The 20,491-nt window shown below is 68.9% G+C and carries 18 protein-coding genes and 2 riboswitches; of the genes, 11 read left to right on the forward strand and 7 right to left on the reverse strand.

What is annotated here, in order from left to right; genetic code table 11:
• Positions 1–140: 140 nt before the first annotated feature.
• Positions 141–3,053, reverse strand: a complete 2,913-nt coding sequence (gene gcvP / locus EV148_RS17150; RefSeq protein ID WP_132000077.1) for an aminomethyl-transferring glycine dehydrogenase — start codon at positions 3,051–3,053, stop codon at positions 141–143.
• A gap of 47 nt (positions 3,054–3,100) precedes the next feature.
• A riboswitch (glycine riboswitch) is annotated at positions 3,101–3,208 on the reverse strand.
• 3 nt (positions 3,209–3,211) lie between these two features.
• A riboswitch (glycine riboswitch) is annotated at positions 3,212–3,298 on the reverse strand.
• 118 nt (positions 3,299–3,416) lie between these two features.
• On the opposite strand from gcvP, the gene EV148_RS17155 reads away from it, so the two are divergent.
• The 3 genes from EV148_RS17155 (at position 3,417) to EV148_RS17165 (ending at position 5,185) form a co-directional block, all read left to right on the forward strand.
• Positions 3,417–3,845 carry an alpha/beta fold hydrolase gene (locus EV148_RS17155; RefSeq protein ID WP_132000078.1) on the forward strand — a complete coding sequence of 143 codons (429 nt, stop codon included), beginning with the start codon at positions 3,417–3,419 and terminating at the stop codon, positions 3,843–3,845.
• Positions 3,846–3,967: 122 nt separating this feature from the next.
• Positions 3,968–4,459: a hypothetical protein gene (locus EV148_RS17160; RefSeq protein WP_132000079.1), complete on the forward strand. Its 492-nt coding sequence runs from the start codon at positions 3,968–3,970 to the stop codon at positions 4,457–4,459.
• Positions 4,460–4,600: 141 nt separating this feature from the next.
• Positions 4,601–5,185, forward strand: a complete 585-nt coding sequence (locus EV148_RS17165; protein WP_132000080.1) for a YceI family protein — start codon at positions 4,601–4,603, stop codon at positions 5,183–5,185.
• A gap of 37 nt (positions 5,186–5,222) precedes the next feature.
• On the opposite strand, the gene EV148_RS17170 is transcribed toward EV148_RS17165, so the two are convergent.
• Complete coding sequence (locus EV148_RS17170; protein WP_132000081.1) at positions 5,223–5,789, reverse strand: NADPH-dependent FMN reductase; 567 nt, start codon at positions 5,787–5,789, stop codon at positions 5,223–5,225.
• 101 nt (positions 5,790–5,890) lie between these two features.
• Here EV148_RS17170 and EV148_RS17175 point away from each other — a divergent pair, with 101 nt between their 5' ends.
• A complete protein-coding gene (locus EV148_RS17175; RefSeq protein WP_158287526.1) occupies positions 5,891–7,012 on the forward strand; it encodes a GGDEF domain-containing protein in 1,122 nt (373 codons plus the stop codon).
• Between the two features lie 174 nt (positions 7,013–7,186).
• Here the strand turns inward: EV148_RS17175 and EV148_RS17180 are convergent, their stop codons facing one another.
• Complete coding sequence (locus EV148_RS17180; protein ID WP_132000083.1) at positions 7,187–8,188, reverse strand: aldo/keto reductase; 1,002 nt, start codon at positions 8,186–8,188, stop codon at positions 7,187–7,189.
• Between the two features lie 168 nt (positions 8,189–8,356).
• On the opposite strand from EV148_RS17180, the gene EV148_RS17185 reads away from it, so the two are divergent.
• The 3 genes from EV148_RS17185 (at position 8,357) to EV148_RS17195 (ending at position 10,017) form a co-directional block, all read left to right on the forward strand.
• Positions 8,357–9,292 carry an AraC family transcriptional regulator gene (locus EV148_RS17185; RefSeq protein ID WP_132000084.1) on the forward strand — a complete coding sequence of 312 codons (936 nt, stop codon included), beginning with the start codon at positions 8,357–8,359 and terminating at the stop codon, positions 9,290–9,292.
• Between the two features lie 102 nt (positions 9,293–9,394).
• Positions 9,395–9,646, forward strand: coding sequence for a DUF3297 family protein (locus EV148_RS17190; RefSeq protein WP_132000085.1), 252 nt, complete (start codon positions 9,395–9,397; stop codon positions 9,644–9,646).
• Positions 9,643–10,017, forward strand: a complete 375-nt coding sequence (locus EV148_RS17195; RefSeq protein ID WP_132000086.1) for a YciI family protein — start codon at positions 9,643–9,645, stop codon at positions 10,015–10,017. Before EV148_RS17190 ends, EV148_RS17195 begins: the two co-directional genes overlap by 4 nt.
• Before the next feature lie 3 nt (positions 10,018–10,020).
• On the opposite strand, the gene EV148_RS17200 is transcribed toward EV148_RS17195, so the two are convergent.
• Positions 10,021–11,406 (reverse strand): MBL fold metallo-hydrolase RNA specificity domain-containing protein, encoded by a 1,386-nt coding sequence (locus tag EV148_RS17200; protein WP_132000087.1) that lies wholly within the window; start codon positions 11,404–11,406, stop codon positions 10,021–10,023.
• Positions 11,407–11,513: 107 nt separating this feature from the next.
• On the opposite strand from EV148_RS17200, the gene EV148_RS17205 reads away from it, so the two are divergent.
• From EV148_RS17205 to EV148_RS17215, 3 genes are all read left to right on the forward strand, one after another.
• A complete protein-coding gene (locus tag EV148_RS17205) occupies positions 11,514–11,687 on the forward strand; it encodes an oxidoreductase-like domain-containing protein (protein WP_132000088.1) in 174 nt (57 codons plus the stop codon).
• Positions 11,688–11,791: 104 nt separating this feature from the next.
• Complete coding sequence (locus tag EV148_RS17210; protein WP_132000089.1) at positions 11,792–13,444, forward strand: M28 family metallopeptidase; 1,653 nt, start codon at positions 11,792–11,794, stop codon at positions 13,442–13,444.
• A gap of 244 nt (positions 13,445–13,688) precedes the next feature.
• A complete protein-coding gene (locus tag EV148_RS17215) occupies positions 13,689–15,122 on the forward strand; it encodes an NHL repeat-containing protein (protein WP_158287527.1) in 1,434 nt (477 codons plus the stop codon).
• Positions 15,123–15,185: 63 nt separating this feature from the next.
• Here EV148_RS17215 and EV148_RS17220 read toward each other — a convergent pair whose 3' ends face one another.
• From EV148_RS17220 to EV148_RS17230, 3 genes are all read right to left on the reverse strand, one after another.
• Positions 15,186–17,510 carry a winged helix-turn-helix domain-containing protein gene (locus tag EV148_RS17220; RefSeq protein ID WP_132000091.1) on the reverse strand — a complete coding sequence of 775 codons (2,325 nt, stop codon included), beginning with the start codon at positions 17,508–17,510 and terminating at the stop codon, positions 15,186–15,188.
• Between the two features lie 544 nt (positions 17,511–18,054).
• A complete protein-coding gene (locus EV148_RS17225) occupies positions 18,055–18,804 on the reverse strand; it encodes a hypothetical protein (protein ID WP_199222816.1) in 750 nt (249 codons plus the stop codon).
• Positions 18,805–18,862: 58 nt separating this feature from the next.
• The gene (locus EV148_RS17230; protein ID WP_132000092.1) at positions 18,863–19,372 is read right to left on the reverse strand and encodes a hypothetical protein; all 510 of its coding nucleotides are present in this window, start codon (positions 19,370–19,372) and stop codon (positions 18,863–18,865) included.
• Positions 19,373–19,578: 206 nt separating this feature from the next.
• Between EV148_RS17230 and EV148_RS17235 the strand changes: the two genes are divergently transcribed.
• Complete coding sequence (locus tag EV148_RS17235; protein ID WP_132000093.1) at positions 19,579–20,487, forward strand: helix-turn-helix transcriptional regulator; 909 nt, start codon at positions 19,579–19,581, stop codon at positions 20,485–20,487.
• The last annotated feature ends 4 nt before the right edge of the window (positions 20,488–20,491 follow it).

Genomic DNA, 20,491 nt, shown 5'->3' on the forward strand with positions numbered 1-20,491 from the left:
TTTGCGGCAATTGGCCGTTGCACGGCGGAGCGGAGAGCCTAGGCGAGGGTCCCCGTGCTGGCAAGCGCACCCTGGCGTGGCCGATGCCGGCCGCCTGGCGCGGCAGGCCCCGCCTTCCGGGGCCTGCCGGCCTGCGCGGTTCAGGCGACGTTCGGTTCGCTGAACGCCTCGATCTCGCCCTTGAACGCTTCGACGGGGATGCATGCACACATCACGTTCTTGTCGCCGTAGACGTTGTCGACGCGCGCCACGGGCGGCCAATACTTCTGCTGCCTGAGCACCGCCAGCGGGAATGCGGCGAGTTCGCGCGGGTAGGCGTGTGTCCATTCCGACGCCGATACCTGGGTCGCGGTATGGGGCGCGTGCTTGAGCGGATTGTCCTCGCGGTCGAGGCGGCGGTCCTCGATCGCACGGATCTCCTCGCGGATCTGGATCATCGCGTCGACGAAGCGGTCGAGTTCGTGCAGGGATTCGCTTTCGGTCGGCTCCACCATCAAGGTGCCGGCCACGGGGAAGCTCAGGGTCGGCGCATGGAAGCCGAAATCGATGAGGCGCTTGGCGACGTCCTCCGCACTGATGCCGGTCGCGTCCTTGATCGGGCGCAGGTCGAGGATGCACTCGTGCGCGACCAGGCCGTTGCGCCCGGTGTAGAGCGTCTCGTAGTGCGGCGCGAGGCGCGTGGCGATGTAGTTGGCGTTGAGCAGCGCGACCTGGGTCGCCTTGCGCAGGCCCTGCGCGCCCATCATCGCGATGTACATCCAGCTGATCGGCAGGATCGAAGCCGAACCGTAGCTCGCCGCGCTGACCATCGGTCCCGTGCCGGTGCCACCCGTGTGCAGGCCGCCGGCGCCGAACGCCTTCGGCAGGAACGGGGCGAGGTGCGACTTCACGGCGCAGGGGCCGACGCCGGGGCCGCCGCCGCCGTGCGGGATGCAGAACGTCTTGTGCAGGTTGAGGTGCGACACGTCCGAGCCCCACTTGCCCGGCTTGGCGAGGCCGACGAGCGCGTTCATGTTGGCGCCGTCCGTATAAACCTGGCCGCCGTGCTCGTGGACGATGCGGCAGATCTCGACCACGTCCTCCTCGAACACGCCGTGCGTGGACGGGTAGGTCATCATGATCGCGGCCAGGCGGTCGCTGTATTTCTCGGCCGCTCGGCGGATGTCGGCGACGTCGACGTTGCCGTTCGCATCGCATTTCGTCACGACCACCTGCATGCCGCACATCTGCGCCGACGCGGGGTTGGTGCCGTGCGCGGATTCCGGGATGAGGCAGATGTCGCGCTGGTGGTCTCCGCGCGAACGATGGTAGGCGCGGATCGCGAGCAGGCCGGCGTATTCGCCCTGCGCGCCGGAGTTCGGCTGCAGGCTCACCGCGTCGTAGCCGGTGCATTCGACCAGCATCGCCTCGAGGCCTTCGATGAGGTCCTTGTAGCCTTCGGCCTGCCCGGCCGGTGCGAGCGGATGGATCGCCGAGAACTCGGGCCACGTCACCGGGATCATCTCGGCGGTCGCGTTCAGCTTCATCGTGCAGGAGCCGAGCGGGATCATCGTGCGATCCATCGCGAGGTCCTTGTCGGCGAGCGCGCGCATGTAGCGCAGCAGTTCGTGCTCGCTGTGGTGCGTGTTGAACACCGGGTGCGTGAGGAAGGCCGAACGGCGCTGCCGTGCCGCCGGCAGCGCGTCGGGCGTCGCCGCGTCGAGCGCGTCGATGTCGTCGATGCGAGCGCCGAACAGTGAAGCGATCTGCACGACATCCTCGCGCGTGGTGGTTTCGTCGAGGCTGAGGGTGAGGCTCGCGGCGTCGAGCGGGCGCAGGTTGATGCGCGCCGCTGCAGCCTTGGCGTGCACCGCGGCGGCGTCGATGCCGCTCACGTGCAGCGTGTCGAAATGGTCGCCGCCGACCGTCGCACCGGCCTTGCGCAGCGCCGCGGCGAGGATCGCCGCGAAGCGATGCACGCGGCGCGCGATGCGCACGAGGCCCTCGGGGCCGTGGTAGACCGCGTACATGCTCGCCATCACCGCGAGCAGTACCTGCGCGGTGCAGATGTTCGAGGTGGCCTTCTCGCGGCGGATGTGCTGCTCGCGCGTCTGCAGGGTGAGCCGATAGGCGGGCTTGCCTTCGGCGTCGACCGACACGCCGATGAGGCGGCCCGGCATCGAGCGCTTGTAGGCATCGCGGCAGGCCATGAAGGCCGCGTGCGGACCACCGTAGCCGAACGGCACGCCGAAGCGCTGCGAGTTGCCGACGACGATGTCGGCGCCCCATTCGCCCGGCGCGGCGAGCAGGGTCAGCGCGAGCAGGTCGGTCGCGACCGCGACGAGGCCGCCGCGCGCGTGTACCGCGTCGGCGATCGCCTGGTAGTCGCCGACGTGGCCGAACGTGTCCGGGTACTGCAGCAGTACGCCGAACGCGTCCGTGCCGGCTGCGTCCTCGTCCTTGCCGACGACGACTTCGATGCCGAGCGGCTCGGCGCGCGTACGCACCACCTCGATCGACTGCGGGTGCACGCCGGCCGAGACGAAGAAGCGGTTCGACTTCGACTTGCACGAGCGGCGGGCGAGCGTCATCGCCTCGGCGCACGCGGTCGCCTCGTCGAGCAGCGACGCGTTCGCGATCTCCATGCCGGTGAGGTCGGCGCACATCGTCTGGAAATTGATCAGGGCTTCCATGCGGCCCTGCGAGATCTCGGCCTGGTACGGCGTATATGCCGTGTACCAGGCCGGATTCTCGAGGATGTTGCGCAGGATGACGTTCGGCGTGTGCGTGCCGTAATAACCCTGGCCGATCCACGACTTGAACACCTGGTTCCTGTCGGCGATCGCGCGGATCTTCGCCAGCGCCTCGACCTCGGTGAGCGGCGCGGGCAGCGCGAGCGGGGCGGGTGACTTGATCGAGGCGGGGACGATCGCGTCGGTCATCGCATCGAGCGAGGCGTGGCCGATCGTCCGCAGCATGTGGGCGATCTCGGCGTCGTTCGGGCCGATGTGGCGCTCGATGAACGCGGCGTGGTGCTCCAGCTCGCGCAGGGAAGGCTTGGATGTCTGGGTCATGGCAAAAGGGGTCCGCAGTGACGTGCGAGGCCGCACGCCGGGCGCCCCTCTGTCCTTTTGCCTGAGAGTTTGGAAGCCGGCCCTTGCGGGCGGCGGCTTCGTGCCCCTTCGGCGCCGGCGCTTCGCCCGTCGCCGGGTGGCCGATCTCTCCAGAGTGTCCGTTCGCGGTGGTGCAGGGCCTGAGCGATTACGGGCGTTGCGCCTTCGGCAGCGGCGTCGTGCGCCGCTTCTCCCACCGCGAACCGTGGACGCGCGAAGTATAGCGGGTTCCGCCCGTGCATTCGCGGGCAGGCGGGGCGCGGCGCCGGGGCGGGCCGCTCGTATCCCTGCCTCGGCGAAGTACGCGGGTGAACCGACCACCCATTGCGCGAACTCGCCGAGCCTTGCCGCACGCATCGACGAACCACGCAGCCAGCCGAAGCGCACGGCGAGGTCGATGCGTTCGGCGACGAGGTCGAACACGTCGTCGCGATGCGCGCGGGCCTCGAAGGCGCCGAGGACAGGGTTACCGGCCTCCTCACCCTCGCGATGACGCGTGCGCAGTACGAAGGCGGACCGCCGACGTCGAACACGTCGCGCCCGACGGCTGGCTGCTCGACCAGCATTTCCTCGACCAGCCCGGGCGCGCGCGCATCCAGATCGACCTCGCGCGCGACTATCGGCGCACGCGCGTACCTGCGCGATGTCCCCGATGCACGCCTGCACCTGCTCGACACCGGCCATTTCGCCCTCGAGGAGGAAGCGCCGCGCATCGCCACGCTCGTCGATGCGTTCCTCGGGCACCATGCGTGACCGCGGCCGCGCGCGCCCTCGCGCCGCGTCGCGTGTGGCCACCCAATCGCGCAACCGATGTAACGCCGATTCGTGCAGACTGCGGACGCATGAGCATTTCGATACCGTCGAGGAAACCCGCCATGTCCGCGATCCCCGCCACGCTGCAACGCCCGGTCGACTGGCTGCAGGTCTTCTTCGGTGGCCTCCTGGTCGCCCTCGGCGACGCCGCATTCGCCACCACCGTCTGGTTCAGCTGGGACGCAGGCGGCTTGACCAAGGTGTTCCAGTCGATCGCGGTCGGCGTGCTCGGCCGGGCGAGCTACGACGGTGGCGTGCCCACTGCGCTGCTCGGTGCCGCGTTGCACCTGTTCATGGCGACGGTGTTCGTGCTCATCTACACGCTGGTCGCGCGGCGGGTGCCGGGCCTGTTGCGCGGCATCGCGATCAAGGGGCCGTTGTACGGCATCGTGCTCTACATCGGCATGAACTTCGTCGTCATGCCGCTTTCGCGGGTGGGACGATCGCCGTCGTTCACTCATCTGGACTGGATCGCATTGAGCGTCGTCGCGCACATGGTGTTCGGCACGATCTGCGTGTTGTTCGCGCGCCGCGCGTTGCGCTGGAGCGCTTGAGCGGCGCGCCGCGTGATCTCCCGCGTCTTCCGACGTGAGCCGCGGCGTTCACGTGTCGAATCCCGCGTTCCCTGTTCGTCGTACCTGCATCGACGGTGAAATCCCCGCCGTCGCCGCCCGACCACGAACCGAGGAGCCCCCATGTACCGCACCACGATCCGCACCGTCCTGCTGCTGGCTGCGCTCGGCGCGACGAGCACCGCTGCCGCGGCGCCGGCGACCTACACGCTCGACCCCATGCACACCTTCCCGAGCTTCGAAGCGGACCACATGGGCATCTCGTACTGGCGCGGCAAGCTCGACGCGAGCTCGGGCAAGGTCGTGCTCGACCGCGAAGCGAAGCGCGGCAGCGTCGACGTCACGATCGATCTGGCGAGCATCGACTTCGGCATGGACAAGCTCGATGAATGGGCGCGCGGCAAGGACCTCTTCGACGTCGCGAAGTACCCGAAGGCGACCTACAAGGGGCAACTGGGTCATTTCGTCGACGGCAAGCCGACCGAGGTCGTCGGCACGCTCGACCTGCACGGCGTGCAGAAGCCGCTCACGCTCGCGATCGGCCGCTTCAAGTGCATCCCGCACCCGATCAACAAGCGCGAGTTGTGCGGCGCCGACGCGAGCGGCTCGTTCGATCGCGCCGCGTTCGGCCTCGACGCGGGCAAGGACTACGGGTTCGACATGAAGGTCGCGTTGCGCATCCAGGTGGAGGCGTTGCGCGACGAATGACCCCGCAGGCGCACGGCGTCACGCCGCGCGCCTCCGTTCAGCGGCCGGCGCCGCTGCCGTCGATCCATGCGGCGAAACCATTCAGGAAATCGCCGAGCTGCTTGCGGATCGCCTCGTCGCGGAGCGCGCCGTCCTCGTCGAACACCTGGGTCGCCCGCGAGACCATGAGCGTGCCGCCGGCCCAGTGGCGCACGCCGAGCTTGCGCAACACGGACAACCACGCATCCTGCGAGAGGATCGTGCCAAAGCCGCCCTGCGAGGCGCCGGCCAGGGCGAACGGGCGGTCGCCGAACACGCGCGGGATGTCCGCGGCCGGACGCGACAGCCAGTCGATCGCATTCTTGAATACGCCCGGGATGCCGCTGTTGTACTCGGGCGTCACGAGCAGCACGCCGTCGCTCGCGATGATGCGCTGCTTGAGTTGCAGCACGGCCGCCGGCAGCCCGTCGCGCCGTTCGACGTCGCCGTCGTAGAGCGGAATGCCGTGCAGGGTCACGGCTTCGAGCGTGACTCCGGGGGCGGCGAGCGCTTGCGCGGCGCGCAGCAATGCGGTGTTGTATGACCCGGCGCGCAAGCTGCCGGAAATGCCGAGGATCGTCGTCATGCGGGCTCCGGTTGCAACGGCGCACCAGCATACGCGGGCGTGCGCCTCCCGGCACGCCGCCGCGGTGGCGTAGACTGGGCGGAGCAGGGGGTGTGCCACCGATGAGGCGTTCCACGGCCGAGCGGCACGATTCCGGCGGGCCCGCCGCGCGCGGCCATCGCCAGGGCGTGCGCGGCGAGCGCGCGACGCTGACCGAGATCCTCGCCGAGGTCTCGGCCCAAGCACTGCAGGGCGAAACCCTCGAGGAAGTCCTGCAGCGCATCGTCGACTGCATCACGCGCCACCTGCCGGTGGCGATCGCGAGCATCATCCTGCTCGACGAGGAAGGCACGCACTTCGTGCAGGAGGTCTGGGCCGGCAAGCTCGAACTCGACCTGCCGTTCGGCATGCCGTGGCCGATCGAGCGCGGCGCGGCCGGGCGCTGCGCGCGCACGGGCGAGGCGCAGCTCATCGCCGACGTCGAGCACGACCCGGACTACGTGCCGGGCAACGCGCACGTGCGTTCGGAATACATCCTGCCGATCCGCCATCGCTCGCGCCTGCACGGCGTCCTCAACCTCGAGGCGACGCAGGCGGATTTCTTCACGCTCGAAGTGCGTGCGATGTTCGACGCGGTGGCGTCGCAGATCGCCGGCACGATTCATCTTGCGCGCGTCGTGCGCGAACTCGAACTCGCCAACCGCAAGCTCGAGCAGCTGTCGATGAGCGACGGCCTCACAGGCATCGCCAACCGCCGCTGCTTCGACCAGCGCCTCGGCGAGGAATGGACGCGCCACCTGCGCGACCGCCGCCCCCTCGCGTTGCTGCTCGTCGACGTCGACTGCTTCAAGCCGCTCAACGACGCCTGCGGCCACCTGTACGGCGACGAATGCCTGCGCGAGCTCGCGCGCCTGTCGAGCACGATGATCGAGCGCGACGACGTCCTCGTCGCGCGCTACGGCGGCGAGGAACTCGCGCTGTTGCTGCCGCGCAGCGACCAGCGCGAGGCCCGCCGCCGCGCGGAACACCTGCGGCGGCGCGTCGAGAAGCTCGCGCTCGCGCACCCGGCGTCGGCGATCGCGCCGCACGTGACCGTGAGCATCGGCGTCTGCGCGATGCGCCCCGGCGGCACGCAGTCGCCGGACGCGCTCATCGACGCGGCCGACCGCGCGCTCTACGCGGCAAAGGCGCGCGGCCGCAACCGCGTCGTCGTCGGGCGGGCGCATCCACCCGGCGCGCCGTGAATCCATGCGCCTGGCTCGCTGTCCTGCTTGCGGCGGGCCGGGTCCCGCCGCGCAGCGGCGGATCCGCCTTATCCCCTTCGCGCTTGAGCCGCCCCACGCCGGAAGGTGCTCCCTCGGGGCGAATACCCCCGCAGGCGTACGCGTGCAGCGCGTGCCGCCGATCGGGTTCAGCCCTCACCCATTCACCGCCGTCATCCCCGCCGCCGGATAGCGCGTGCCAGCCACCGCATGGCCGGCGAGCACGTCTTCGATCGACTGCAATTCCGCGGCATCGAGACGGATGCGCGCCGCGCCTGCATTCTCGTCGAGGCGTTCGATGCGGCGCGTGCCCGGGATCGGCACGATGTCCTCGCCGCGGTGGAGCAGCCAGGCGAGCGCGAGCTGCGCGGGCGTGCAGCCGCGCGCGCGGGCGAGGTCGGTGACCGCATTCACGAGGGCGAGGTTCTGGGCGAGGTTGGCGTCCTGGAAGCGCGGGTTCTGCCGGCGCCAGTCGTTCGCGGCGAGTGACGCCGTGTCCTGGATCGCGCCGGTGAGGAATCCGCGGCCGAGCGGGCTGTACGGCACGAAGCCGATGCCGAGTTCGCGGCAGGTCGGCAGGATCCCGGCCTCGACGTCGCGCGTCCACAGCGAGTATTCGCTCTGCAGCGCGGCGATCGGATGCACCGCGGCCGCGCGCCGGATCGTCGCCGCGGATGCTTCCGACAAGCCGAGGTGGCGCACCTTGCCGGCCTCGACGAGGCGCGCCATCGCGCCGACGGTCTCCTCGATCGGCACGGTGCGGTCGACGCGGTGCTGGTAGTAGAGGTCGATGTGCTCGACGCCGAGGCGCTTCAGGCTGGCGTCGCAGGCCGCGGCGACGTATTCGGGGCGGCCATCGACGCCGAGGAAGTCGCCGTTCGGCGCGCGCGCGTTGCCGAACTTGGTCGCGAGCACGATCTCGTCGCGGCGGCGCCGCAGCACGTTCGCAAGCAGCTCTTCGTTGCGGCCCACGCCGTACATGTCGGCGGTGTCGAGGAAGTTCACGCCGATGTCGAGCGCGTGGTCGAGCACGGCGAGGTTGGTCGCTTCCTCGCTCGGTCCGTAAAAGTCGGACATGCCCATGCAGCCGAGGCCGATCGCGGAAACGACGAGGCCCTGGCGGCCGAGCGTGCGGCGGGGAAAATCGTGGCTGTTCATGCCGGTCTCCACTGGGAAGGGAACACTGCATACGCTAGTGCGGACACCGTCCCGGGACGTGCCGGATGCTCGCCGATTCTTGCCCGATCCTCCACGATGCCGCGCCGCGCCGCGCGCGAGCTGGCGCCGCCGGCATAATCGACGGCGCGTCCCTGCTGGTGGATTCCGATGAGCGACAAGCCGTCCAACGTCGTCGAAGCGCGCTCCGGGCTCGATGCGCAACAGGCCGAACTCGCCGACCGGATTGCCCGAAACACGGGCAACGACGGCGTGCACGTGACCGCGATCGCGGGCCTGAGCCTCATCCGGGCGAGCTCGCCGTCGCAGCCGATCGCCTGCGTCTACCATCCGAGCCTGTGTGTCGTCGTGCAGGGCCGCAAGCGCGCGATGCTCGGCGACGAGATCTACATGTACGACGCGCTCAACTACCTCGTCGTGTCGATGTCGATTCCGCTGGTGAGCCAGATCATCGAGGCGACGCCGGCCGAGCCGTACCTGTGCCTGCGCATCGACGTCGAGCCGAGGCTCGTCAACGAACTGCTCGTGCAGCTCGGGCCCGCCGCGCCCGCGCGCGCGGGCGGTGAACGCGCGCTGTTCCTCGCGCGCATGGACGCCGCGCTGCTCGACGCCGTGCTGCGCCTCGTGCGCCTGCTCGACGCGCCGGCGGAAGCGGCCGTGCTCGCGCCGCTCGCATTGCGCGAGATCCACTACCGGGTTCTGCTCGGCGAACTCGGCCAGCGCCTGCGCAGCCTGTGCGAGGCCGACGGGCCGTCGCAGCGCGTCGCGCGCGCGATCGAACTCCTGAAGGCGCGTTACACCGAGCCGCTGCGCATCGAGGACCTCGCGGCTGCCGCGCACATGAGCGCCTCGTCGCTGCACCAGCGCTTCCGCGCCGCGACGGCGACGACGCCGCTGCAGTACCAGAAGCAGTTGCGCCTGCAGGAGGCGCGCCGGCTCATGCTCGTCGAGGGACTCGAGGCTGCGGCCGCGGCGCACCGCGTCGGCTACGAGAGCCCCTCGCAGTTCAGCCGCGAATACCGCCGCCTGTTCGGTGCACCGCCGCGGCGGGAAGTCGCGGCGAAGCGGGTCGCCGGCGAGTATTGACACCGTCGTCAGGTCGCCAGCCCGCACCGCGCCCGCTATGCTTCGCGTTCGCGTGCCGCCCTCGCGGGCGGGCGCGCGCTCGCAAGCATCCCGAGGTGAACGATGACCGATACGCTGCCCGACCGCCTGTGCGTGAATCCGAAGAGCCCCCATTACGACGAAGCGTTGCTCACCCGCGGCATCGGCATCCGCTTCAACGGCAGGCAGCGCATGGACGTCGAGGAGTACTGCGTCAGCGAAGGCTGGATCCGCGTCGCGGCAGGCCGCGCGCGCGACCGCCACGGCAACCCGATGACGATCAAGCTGAAAGGCGCGGTCGAACCGTTCTTCCTCGAAGCCCAGGAGGCGCCGTGAAGTTCCTCATGCTCGTGTACACCGACGAGTCGATGTTGCAGGAATTGCCGGCCGGGGAATTCGACCGCCTCATGCACGGCTGCATCACGCACGCCGACGAGCTCAAGGGTGCGGGAAAGCTGCTCGATTCGCAGCAGCTCGAAGGCGCGGGCACGGCGAAGTCGCTGCGCGTGCGCAACGGCCGTGCGAGCATCGTAGACGGCCCGTTCGCCGAGACGAAGGAAATCCTCGGCGGCTTCAACCTGATCGAAGCCGCGGACATCGACGAGGCGATGCGGATGGCGATGGAATTCCCGTGGGCGCGCTTCGGCTGCATCGAGGTGCGCCCGGTGCGCGACTTCGAGCAGGTGCGCGCACGCGTCGGTGCGTGAGCCTCAGATCGCGCGGCGCATGCCGGGCCGGGACAGCGTGACCTCGATGCCGTGGCGGCGGTGCAGTTCCGACGCGAGTACGCTGCGCGCGGGGTCTTCGCCGTGCACGAGCACGACCGGCGGCCGCGAGGCGCCCGCGCCATACCATTCGAGCAGGCCGTGCTGGTCGGCATGGGCGGACAGCCCGCCGACCGTGTGGATGCGCGCGCGCACCTCGATGTCGTCGCCGAACAGGCGCACGCGACGGACGCCGTCGACGAGCAGCCGGCCGAGCGTGCCGTGCGCCTGATAGCCGACGAAGACCACGTGCGCGCCGCGTCGGGCGAGGTTGTTGGCGAGGTGGTGGCGCACGCGTCCGCCATTGGCCATGCCTGATCCGGCGACGATGATCGCGCCGCCGTGCAGGCGGTTGATCGCCTTGCTGTCTTCCACCGTTTCGGCGACGCGCAGGTTCGGCAGCGCGAACGGACGCAGGCGGCCGCGCCAGACCTTCGCCGCCTCGGCGTCGAACAGTTCCTCGTGGCGGTCGTACACGCCCATCACCTTCGCCGCCATCGGGCTGTCGAGGAAGATGCGCCAGCGCTCGAGGTTCCAGTCCTCGTAGTGCGCGGCGAACCAGTACAGCAGTTCCTGGCTGCGCCCGACCGCGAACGCGGGAATCACCACGTTGCCGCCGTCCTCGCGCGCTTCGTCGAAGATGCTGCCGAGCTCCGCCACGGTCGCGAGGCGCTCCTTGTGGTCGCGGTCGCCGTAGGTCGATTCCATCAGCAGCAGGTCCGCGGCCGGCGGGGCTTCGGGATCGCGCAGGATCGGCGTACCCCTCATGCCGACGTCGCCGGAGAACACGAGCGTGCGCGGCGCCGCGCCTTCCTCGCGCAGCTCGACGATGCTCGAGCCGAGGATGTGGCCGGCGTCGTGCAGGCGCAGCGTCACGCCGGGCAGGATCGTTTGCCACGCGTGATAGGGAAGCGGCCGCAGGCGCTTGCGCGTCGCCTCGACGTCCTCGCGCGTGTACAGGGGCCGGATTTCGGGCTCGCCCCGCGCGCGATCGTTGTTCGCGCGCTCGGCGGCCTGTTCGGCCAGCGATGCGGCGTCGAGCAACATGATCGGCAGCAGGTCGCAGGTCGCCCGCTGCGCCCAGATCGGGCCGCGGAAGCCACGCTTGACGAGCAGCGGGACACGCCCGATATGGTCGATATGGGCATGGCTCAGCACCAGGGCATCGATCGAGGCGGCGTCGAAATCGAACGGCGCGAGATTGCGCGCCTCCGCTTCGCGGCTGCCCTGGATCATGCCGCAGTCGAGCAGCACGCGGTGGCCGGCGGCTTCGACGAGATGGCACGAGCCCGTGACTTCGCCGCCCGCGGCGCCATGGAACTCGATCTGCATGTGCGGCTCCGTCGTGGGTCCGGTGCCACGGTAGCAGCAGCGTCGAACGCCGCGCCAGCCGCCCACGAAGCAATCGCCGGCCCCAAGCACGCGGGCAGGGCAGTGGCATGACGACCGACGACGATCCGCGGCCGCAGCCGCCGCCCGACCCCGATCCTGCCGACTGTTGCGGCGGTGGCTGCGTGCGTTGCATCTACGACGTGCACGAGGACGCGCTCGAACGCTACGCGCGCGCGCTCGCGGCCTGGCGGGAACGCCATCCGGAGGCCACCGACGGCTGAGCGGGAACGCAACCACGGTCAAGCGCAAGGGTGTGTAAAGTCATGGGTCGCGCCGGTGCGTCCTTTGCTAGGATCGACCGGTTACCCCGCAAGGAGTCCCACCCATGAAGAACACCCTCGCGATCGCGATCGCGCTCGCCCTGCCCGTGGTCGCGGCCGCTGCGGACGCACCGAAATTCGACCCCAAGCGCCTGTCGGAAGAAGTAAAGGTGCTGTCCTCCGACGCGTTCGAAGGCCGTGCCCCGGCGACCGCCGGCGAGACGAAGACGGTCGAATACGTGATCGAGCAGATGAAGGCGGCCGGCCTGCAGCCGGGCGGCGACCTCAAGGACGGCAAGCGTGCGTGGACGCAGGCAGTGCCGCTGCTGCGCGCCGAGATCAGCGGCCAGCCGAAGCTTTCGGTCAGCCACGACGGCAAGGCGCAGGGCCTGACGCAGGGCAGCGAGATCGCCGTGCGCGCGCCGCTCAACGGTTCCAGGGCGGTGTCGGTCAAGGATGCGCCGCTGGTCTTCGCCGGTTACGGCGTGAACGCGCCCGAGCGCAACTGGGACGACTTCAAGGGCCTGGATCTCAAGGGCAAGGTCGCGGTCGTGCTCGTCAACGATCCCGACTTCGAAAGCGGCAAGGGCGATTTCGGCGGCAAGGCGATGACCTACTACGGCCGCTGGACCTACAAGTACGAGGAAGCCGCGCGCCGTGGCGCAGCGGGCCTGCTGATCGTGCATGAGACCGAGCCGGCCTCGTACGGCTGGGCGACCGTGAAGAATTCGAACACGAACACGATGTTCGACATCGTACGCGACCATCCCGAGGCCGAACACGTACCCGTCGAGGGCTGGATCACGCGCGAATTCGCGGTCGACCTGTTCAAGCGCAGCGGCCTCGACTTCGCCGCGCTGAAGAAGCAGGCGCAGACGCGCGAATTCAAGCCGGTGGAACTCAAGGGTTCCACGTTCTCCGCCGAGTACGCGGTCGACAGCAAGGTGATCACCTCGCAGAACATCGTCGGTCGCGTCGAAGGCTCGACGCGTCCCGACGAAACGGTGATCTACAGCGCGCACTGGGACCACCTCGGCGTCGGCGCGCCGGACGCGAAGGGCGACCGCATCTACAACGGCGCGGTCGACAATGCGACCGGCACCGCCGCGCTGATCGAAATGGGCCGCGCGTTCGCGAACGGTCCCAGGCCGCAGCGCTCGATCGTGTTCCTCGCCGTGACGGCGGAGGAGAAGGGCCTGCTCGGTTCGGAATACTATTCGGCCAAGCCGCTGTATCCGCTCGCCAAGACGGTCGCCGTGCTCAACACCGATGCACTCGGCCCGGACGGCGTAGCCCGCAACTTCTCGACCTCGGGCAGCGCGAAGTCCGACCTGCTCGACGAGCTCGTCACGACCGCGAAGGGCTTCGATCTCGCCTACGTGACCGACCAGCACCCGGAGGCAGGCCATTTCTTCCGCTCCGACCACTTCCCGTTCGCCAAGCGCGGCGTGCCGGCGCTCTCGTATGAAATGGGCGATGACCTCGTCGTCGGTGGCAGTGCCGCGGGCGAGGCGGCGGGCAAGGACTACGTGAAGAACCGCTACCACCAGCCGGCCGACGAATGGCAGGCGTCGTGGACGTTCGCCGGCATGGCGCACGACCTGCCGCTGCTCTACAAGGTGGGCAGCGATCTCGCCAACTCGACGCGCTGGCCGAACTGGGCCAAGGACTCCGAGTTCCGCGCCACGCGCGACGCGACCGCCGCCGAGCGCCAGTAGTCGATCAAGCGCCAGGATGCACGCGAAACGGCCACCGCGAGGTGGCCGTTTTGCCATGTGCCGATGCGGACCATCGCTGGCTGCCACGTCCACCGGTGCCTCGCCACGCGTCGCGCGAGGGCCTGGGAAATCGCCGGCCGATCAATGCCTTGATCATTTCCGAACATGGATTTCAGGAGATCCGAACACGCCGTTCCTCCACCACGCGGACACTCGGGTTTTCCCCCGACCGCAAGGTGTCTCGATGTCGCGAAATTCCTGCCGCCCGTTCATGCTTGCTTCGTTCTCCACGCTCCTCGCGCTGAGCGCGGCGGTGTCCGCCGCCGACGGCGAGGTCGATCCGGCCTTCGGTACCGGGGGCACCTCGGTCGTTGCGGCCGACGGCGTCGAAACCACGGCGCTGGTCGCGATGGATGCCCTGGTCCTCCCCGACGGCAAGCTGCTGTTCTCCGGCATGCGCCACCATCCGCTGCCCGACAACCCGCCGTTCGAACCGGAAATCCGCGGCATGCTGATGCGCATGAATCCCGACGGCAGCCCCGACGACACGTTCGGCGACATCGTCGGCGCCGGCGTCGATGTGCTGCCGGACCTCGTGCCGGGCACGCGCATCCAGTCGCTCGACGCGATGGTCCGGAACGACGATGGTTCGATCGTCGCGGTCGGCACTGCCGTCGCCGATGCGCCGACCCAGGGTTTCATCGTCAAGCTCGATGCCAATGGCGCGCTCGATCCGTCGTTCGGCGACGGCGGCGCCGTGCGTTTCCCCGACTTCGTGCTGCACGCGCTCGCGATCGACGCCGACGGCCGCGTCGTCGCCTGCGGCGAGCGGGAACTCGACTACCGCCGCACGAGCGTCGTCGTGCGCACCCTGCCTGACGGCGCGCCCGACGCTTCCTTCGGCGACGGCGGCGTCGTCTTCATCCCATGGTCCGACGCGAGCAAGGACGGCTACCTTGCCGACGTCGCGATCGCGGCCGACGGCGGCATCATCGTCGGCGGCCGCTACGCCGCCTACGGGCCCGGCGTGAACAGCGACTTCGCGATCGCGCGGCTCACACCGGCGGGCGAACCCGATCCGGCGTTCAACGCGAACGGCTGGCGCGTTTTCCACGACGAATCGGACACCTCGATGGCGAACGGCATCGACCGGCTCGCGCTGCTCGACGACGGCCGCATCGTGTTCGCCGGTTACCGCGTCGCCGACAGCGACGGCACGCGCGGCGCCGTGCTGGGCCGGCTCACCACCGACGGCGCGGGCGATACGGATTTCGGCGTGCAGGAACACGCGGGCTTCCTGTACGTCGACGTGGCCGGCGGCACGCGCTCGCTCGATGCGAGCGCGCTCGCGATCCAGGCCGACGGCAAGGCGGTCGTCTCGATGACCTATTTCTCGTCGACCGAGCGACAGCAGTTCGCCGTGCTGCGCGCGACGGCCGACGGCGCGCTCGACCAAGGCTTCGCCGACGCCGGCATCTTCCACGCCGACCTTGCCGCGGGCGGCGAAGCCAGTGCCTCGAGCGATTCACGAGCGCTGGCGCTGCAGGCCGATGGCGGCATCATCGTCGCGGGGCGCATCGTGCGTTCGTTCGATCCGCCGCGGACCGACATGGCTGCGGTGCGCCTGCTCGGCGGGGCAGGTGACGAACCGATCTTCGTCGACGGTTTCGACGGCTGATCCGGTCGCATCGCGGCACGCGGCGGCCCGCGCCCGCTCGGTGCGGGCGCTGCGTCCTTGCCCTCAGGGTGGAGTCGCGAGCTCCGGCGGAATGCGTCGTTCGCCCGCGAGGCTGCGCGTTCGCTCGAGCGCGCTCGCCCACGCCGGCGCGAGGCGCGCGGCGTGGTACAGCCGCGTTTGCAGCAGCGACGCCTCGTAGTCCGTCTTCGCCCACGGTGCGACCTTCTCGACCACGGCGCCCGCGCGCGCGAGATCGCCCGATGCAATCAGCCACTCGCCGTAGGCCATCGCGACCTCGACGAGGTCGAGCGGCACCCGCGTCGCTTCGGCACCGGCGAGCGCCTGCTCGAATGCAGCGCGCGCCGCCGCGTCGTCGCGGGCCACACCGGCGCGCATCGCTTGCGCCAGGTCGACGTAGAGTCGCGGCACCGACCGCGTCGCCTGCGCGGCGCGCGCGGCAAAACGCTGCACGGCATCGTCGATCGGCTGGCCTGCGAGCAGGCGGGTACGCACGAGGACCACGCCGTTGCGCGCCTGCTCGCGCGAATCGTCGCCCGATGCGGGCGCCGACGACGCGGCCTCCGCGCTCGCCTGCGCGTCGGCGTCATCGCCGGATGCGAGCGCGAGGCGCGCGGCGATCGCATCCGCGCGGCCGGCGAGTTCCGCCGGCGCTTCCCTCGCATACGTCGCGCGCAGCTCGCCGAGCAGCGTGCGCGCCGCGCGCAGCGCCCCCATGGCAACGAGGATCTCCACGCGCGTGAGGCCGGTGCCGAAGCGCAGGCGGGGATCGGCGACGCGTTCGCCCAGGCGCGCGAGGGTGGGTGCGATCCGCCCTGCCGCACCGGTTTCCCGCAGCATCAGGTACGCCTGCGCGGCGGCGTCCCATTCGTTCAGTGCGGCGTAGTGGATGCGCATCGTTTCGAATCGCTTCGCCGCTTCCTCGAGCAGTGGCAAGGCTTCGCGGTAGCGTCCGCGCTGCAGGTCGATCGCGCCGAGGTTGCCGTCGAGTACGACGAGCGAGAGGCGATCGCCCGCGTTTTCGAACGCGGCTCGCGCCTGGGCCACGTCACCGAGCGCATCGTCGTCGCGGCCGAGCGCGAAGCGCGCGGACGCGCGATCGGCGTAGGACTTGCCAAGCTGGCCTTCGTCGCCTCCGGCGCGCAGCAACGCGATCGAACGTCCATGCAGCGCCTCCGCATCCGCCGCGTCGCCGCGCTGCAGGGCGATCACGCCGAGCGCGTCGAGGATGCGCGCGTGCAGCCTCGGGTCGTGTTCGGCGCCGACGCGGCCGAGCAGGGCGCGAAGGGCACGAGCGGCTTCGTCGACGCGCCCGGCCTGCGCATCGATCTTGGCGAGCCGGAACGCGAATTCGGGGTCGCGGCGTTGTGCGTCGGGCGCGCGCGCGGCGAGCGTGCGCGCCTCGTCGAGGCGGTCGCCGAGTGTCGCGGCCTGGATCCGCTGCAGCAATTCGCGCATCGGCAGGTCGGCGGTCGCCGCGGGAGCGCTGCCGCGCAAGCCGAGTTCCGCGGCGATCGCATCCGCCGCCGCCACGCCGGCCTCGAGCGCGTCGCGGCCATGGCCGCGGGCGGTGCGCGGCGATGCGCGCCCGTGCACCGTGCGCACTTCGACGAGCCAGCCATCGCCTTCACGCGTCGCGCGCGAGGCGATCACGACGTCGGCCCCGGCGGCGTCGGCAAGGCGGGCGAGGTCGTCCGCGTCGCTCGTATCGAACGCGCGCGCGAGCGCGACGACGGTATCGCTCGGCACGACGGTAGCGCCATCCGTACGCAGCCGTTCCGCGACGAGATCCATGAGGCCGAGGCGCAGCCAGGCCGAATCGGCCTCGCCCGACGTCGCGACCGGCAACACGACGACGCCATGGCGCTCGCCGCGCTCGCCGGGTGCGGGCGTGGTATGCAAACGCCACGCGAACCAGGCGACGACGCAGATCACCGCCACGCCCAGTACCGCGAACATGCCGATGCGACGCGCGGGCCCTGTCGTCGCAGCGGCCATGGCTTCGCGCGGCGGCTGCCGCGGAGGCAGGGAGGGCTGCGGTGCAGCCTCGACGATGTCGACCGGGTCGACCCAGTGGTAGCCGAATCCGATCACGGTGCGTATCGGCCGCTGCTCGCGCCCGCCGGCGCCGAGTGCGCGCCGTGCGGCGAGCATCGTCTGGTTGAGCACGCCGTCGCTGACGTCGACCCGGCCCCACACCGCGGACGCGAGCTCGTCGCGCCCCACCGCGCGATCGCGATGCTCGACGAGGTAGGCGATGCAATCGAAGACCTTCGCGGGCACGGCCACCACGTCGCCGCGCCGGTGCAGCAGGCGTGTGGAGGGCTGGAGGACGAACTCGCCGAAGCGATAGCAACCTTTCGGCGACATCCGGCGTATTTCTCCCGCGACCCGCGTGCGTGTCAAGAGCGACGAATCAGCACGAACCGCACGTCGGATCGCGCCGCGACGCGCTCGAGGAACGACGCCGGGACTAGCAGGGTCCTCAAGCTGCTGGAGGTGTCGCCCGATGACCTCGAGGTGCGACTGCGCGCCGATGGCATCGGAGGCCGGCGAGAAATGGCCAGCGCGAATGGAACATGAGCCTGAAGACTGACGGCGCAGGCCGCAGGCTTCCGCAGGAATCCCGGATGCGCGGGAACCTGTGCGATCGCGCAACAAAAAACCCCAACCGAGAACGGTTGGGGTTTCGCTGTTGGTGGTGGGGTGGAACCCTGCACCAAACCTATGTAACTCAGCGCCTTACGACCGCTGCGAACTCCTGCGGAAAGGTGCGGAATCCAGCCCCTGCTGCCCTCAATCCTACCAGTTCAGCCCTAGCCGGGTCACCAACCGAGCGCATCAGACAGGACGCCAGTTCGATTCCCGTTTGCGGAATTGAACCCGCGTCCGCATCGACTCACCCGACCTTCGATCAGGCGGTGACGAACCGCTCCCGAAATGCTCGCCGGCCTTGGTCGTAAGGCACAGGGTTGGTGGCGTGCGGGATCGGCGCGTTTCTGTCGCCGATGAGGTAATTGATCCGATAGGTGCAGTTGCCCGATGGGTGCAGCATGCCGCCAATCACCCGTTCGGGATTCAGCACCCGCTCCTGGATAAGTCGATCCAGCACCTTCTGGACCTGCGGCCCGAGCCCGACGAACACGGCATCCTTCAGTTCCTCGACCTCCGCCGCGAAGTTATCCAGCAGGTACTTCCTCAGCAAGGGGTGCTTGGTCATGTCAGGTGAGCCACGGTAATCGTCGTCCTTGACGAACACCGGATAGCGCAGCAACGAGGTTGTCTGCACCAGGTGGCGCGAAGTGGAGAACAGGTCGGCCGAATCGGTCAGGCCGAGCCACTTGTGAAAGCCCCAATGGTTGAGCTGGTTGATGAGGTTGCTCCGCAACGGCTCGCCACTGAATGCGCCGACGCTCTTGGCGGCCTGGATCGCTTCCGTGCTGGACTTGCCGGCCTGAAGCGCGCGCCGCGCCTCGTTGTTGGCATTGACCATCTGGGTGGGGCCCGGTGTGATCCCGACCAGAACGATCCGCGCACTGGGGTTGATGTACTCGAATGGCGCGTAATAGATCTTCACGTCGCCGCTTGCATCCATCAGCAGGCGCGGGTCGCGCACCACCGGAGGCGTCGACCCACAAAGAATCGGCGCGTACTTTTCGATCAAGTCTGTTTTCATTGTTTGATGTGTCCTGGTCTACGACTGGTCCGCCAGCCTGCTGGAATCAGTCCGAAGCCCACAGCCGATCGTCATCGTGGGTCGCGGCCCAGAAGTCATCGAACAGCGCCAGCTTGGCTTCGTTGTTTGTCGGGTATGTTCGAGGCCCAAAACGATCGCCAATCTTGTAGCCCCAGCGACCAGTCTTTGTCGGGTACACGACGAGGTTGTAGCCTCCGAGATTCAGGAAGCTGTTCCCCTTGCCGGACACCCGCCACTTGCGCTGCAGCCATCGGGTTCGGCGTGCTGCTCGGTTGCGCAACTTGGCCTCACGCCGTTTCGGCCCCTCGTAGTCACCGCTCATCTTCTCGGCGCAGACGCACCCAACGTCGAAGTTCTCGTCCAGGTCCGGATGCTCCATGATGTGGACGTAGCGGATCTTCTCGTTGCCGCATATCTGGCAGGTCGCGTAATCGGTTTCGTCCGCCGACTCTCCGTCGGCCCGCAGGTCGACCACGTCCACGCAGTGCCATCCCTTGTGGGGCACACCCGGCTGGTCCCATCGATTTCCGCTCATGCCGTTCACTCCATTTCGAAGTGCTGAAGCCCCGGAAAAGCCTGCACAGCGTCCATACCAGTCACATCGTCGCTGTGCCGCTTGTGGTTATCACAATGCGATCCACCAACAAATCACAAGCGAATCATGGACAGATTTTAGAGCAGACCATATGCTTCCCGAAATAACCAGCACAAGCATTCGCTAACCCGAACGAGCCAGCCAGGATGTCGAACGAACAGCTTGCAGATCTAACCCAGCCACAACGCGACCGGCTCGCGTTTGTGGAGTTGCGCGTGCGCTTCATCGGTGAGATACGCCGTCAGGACTTGGTCACGCGGTTTGGCATCCAGTCCGCCGCCGCATCCAGGGATCTGGCGCTGTACAAGGAGTTGGCCCCGGGCAACATCGACTACGACCCCAAGGGCAAGTCCTACGTCTTGGGGCCGGACTTCCGGCCCGTATTCGACTTCCCCCTAGAGCGGGTGCTGTCGTGGCTGACCCAGGGCTTTGGCGATGGTGAGCCGATGCGGCTCAAGGCGTGGGTAGCCAGCGAGAGCCCGTCACGGCTCACGCATCCGGATCTGGATGTGCTGGCGAGCGTGACCCGGGCGATCCACCAGGAGTGTCCGCTCGGCATCGAGTACCACTCCATCTCCAGTGGCCGCACCGAGCGGGAGATCGTCCCGTTCGCGCTTATCGACAACGGCCTCCGTTGGCACGTCCGCGCCTTCGACCGGAGGTCGCAGGAGTTCCGGGATTTCGTCATCACCCGGATCAAGCGCCCGATGGTGCTCAAGGGGCAGCCAGTGGCACCCCACGAGATGAGCGATCAGGACATTCAGTGGACACGGATCGTCGAGCTGGAGCTGGTGCCCCACCCGGATCAACCCCGGCCAGAGATCACCGAGATGGACTACAGCATGCAAGGCGGCGTGCTGCGGATGAAGCTGCGCGCCGCCACTGCCGGCTACATCCTGCGCAAATGGAGTGTCGACTGCTCCCCGGATCACAGCCTGCGTGGCCATGAATACCGACTTTGGTTGAAAGACCACCTTGCTATTTACGGTGTGCGTAGCGCCGTTTTGGCGCCGGGCTTTGCGCAGACGAATGCAAAAGCGTTGATAGATGACTGAACGG

It is taken from the genome of Dokdonella fugitiva (assembly GCF_004342425.1).
In the GTDB taxonomy this organism is placed as follows: domain Bacteria; phylum Pseudomonadota; class Gammaproteobacteria; order Xanthomonadales; family Rhodanobacteraceae; genus Dokdonella_A; species Dokdonella_A fugitiva.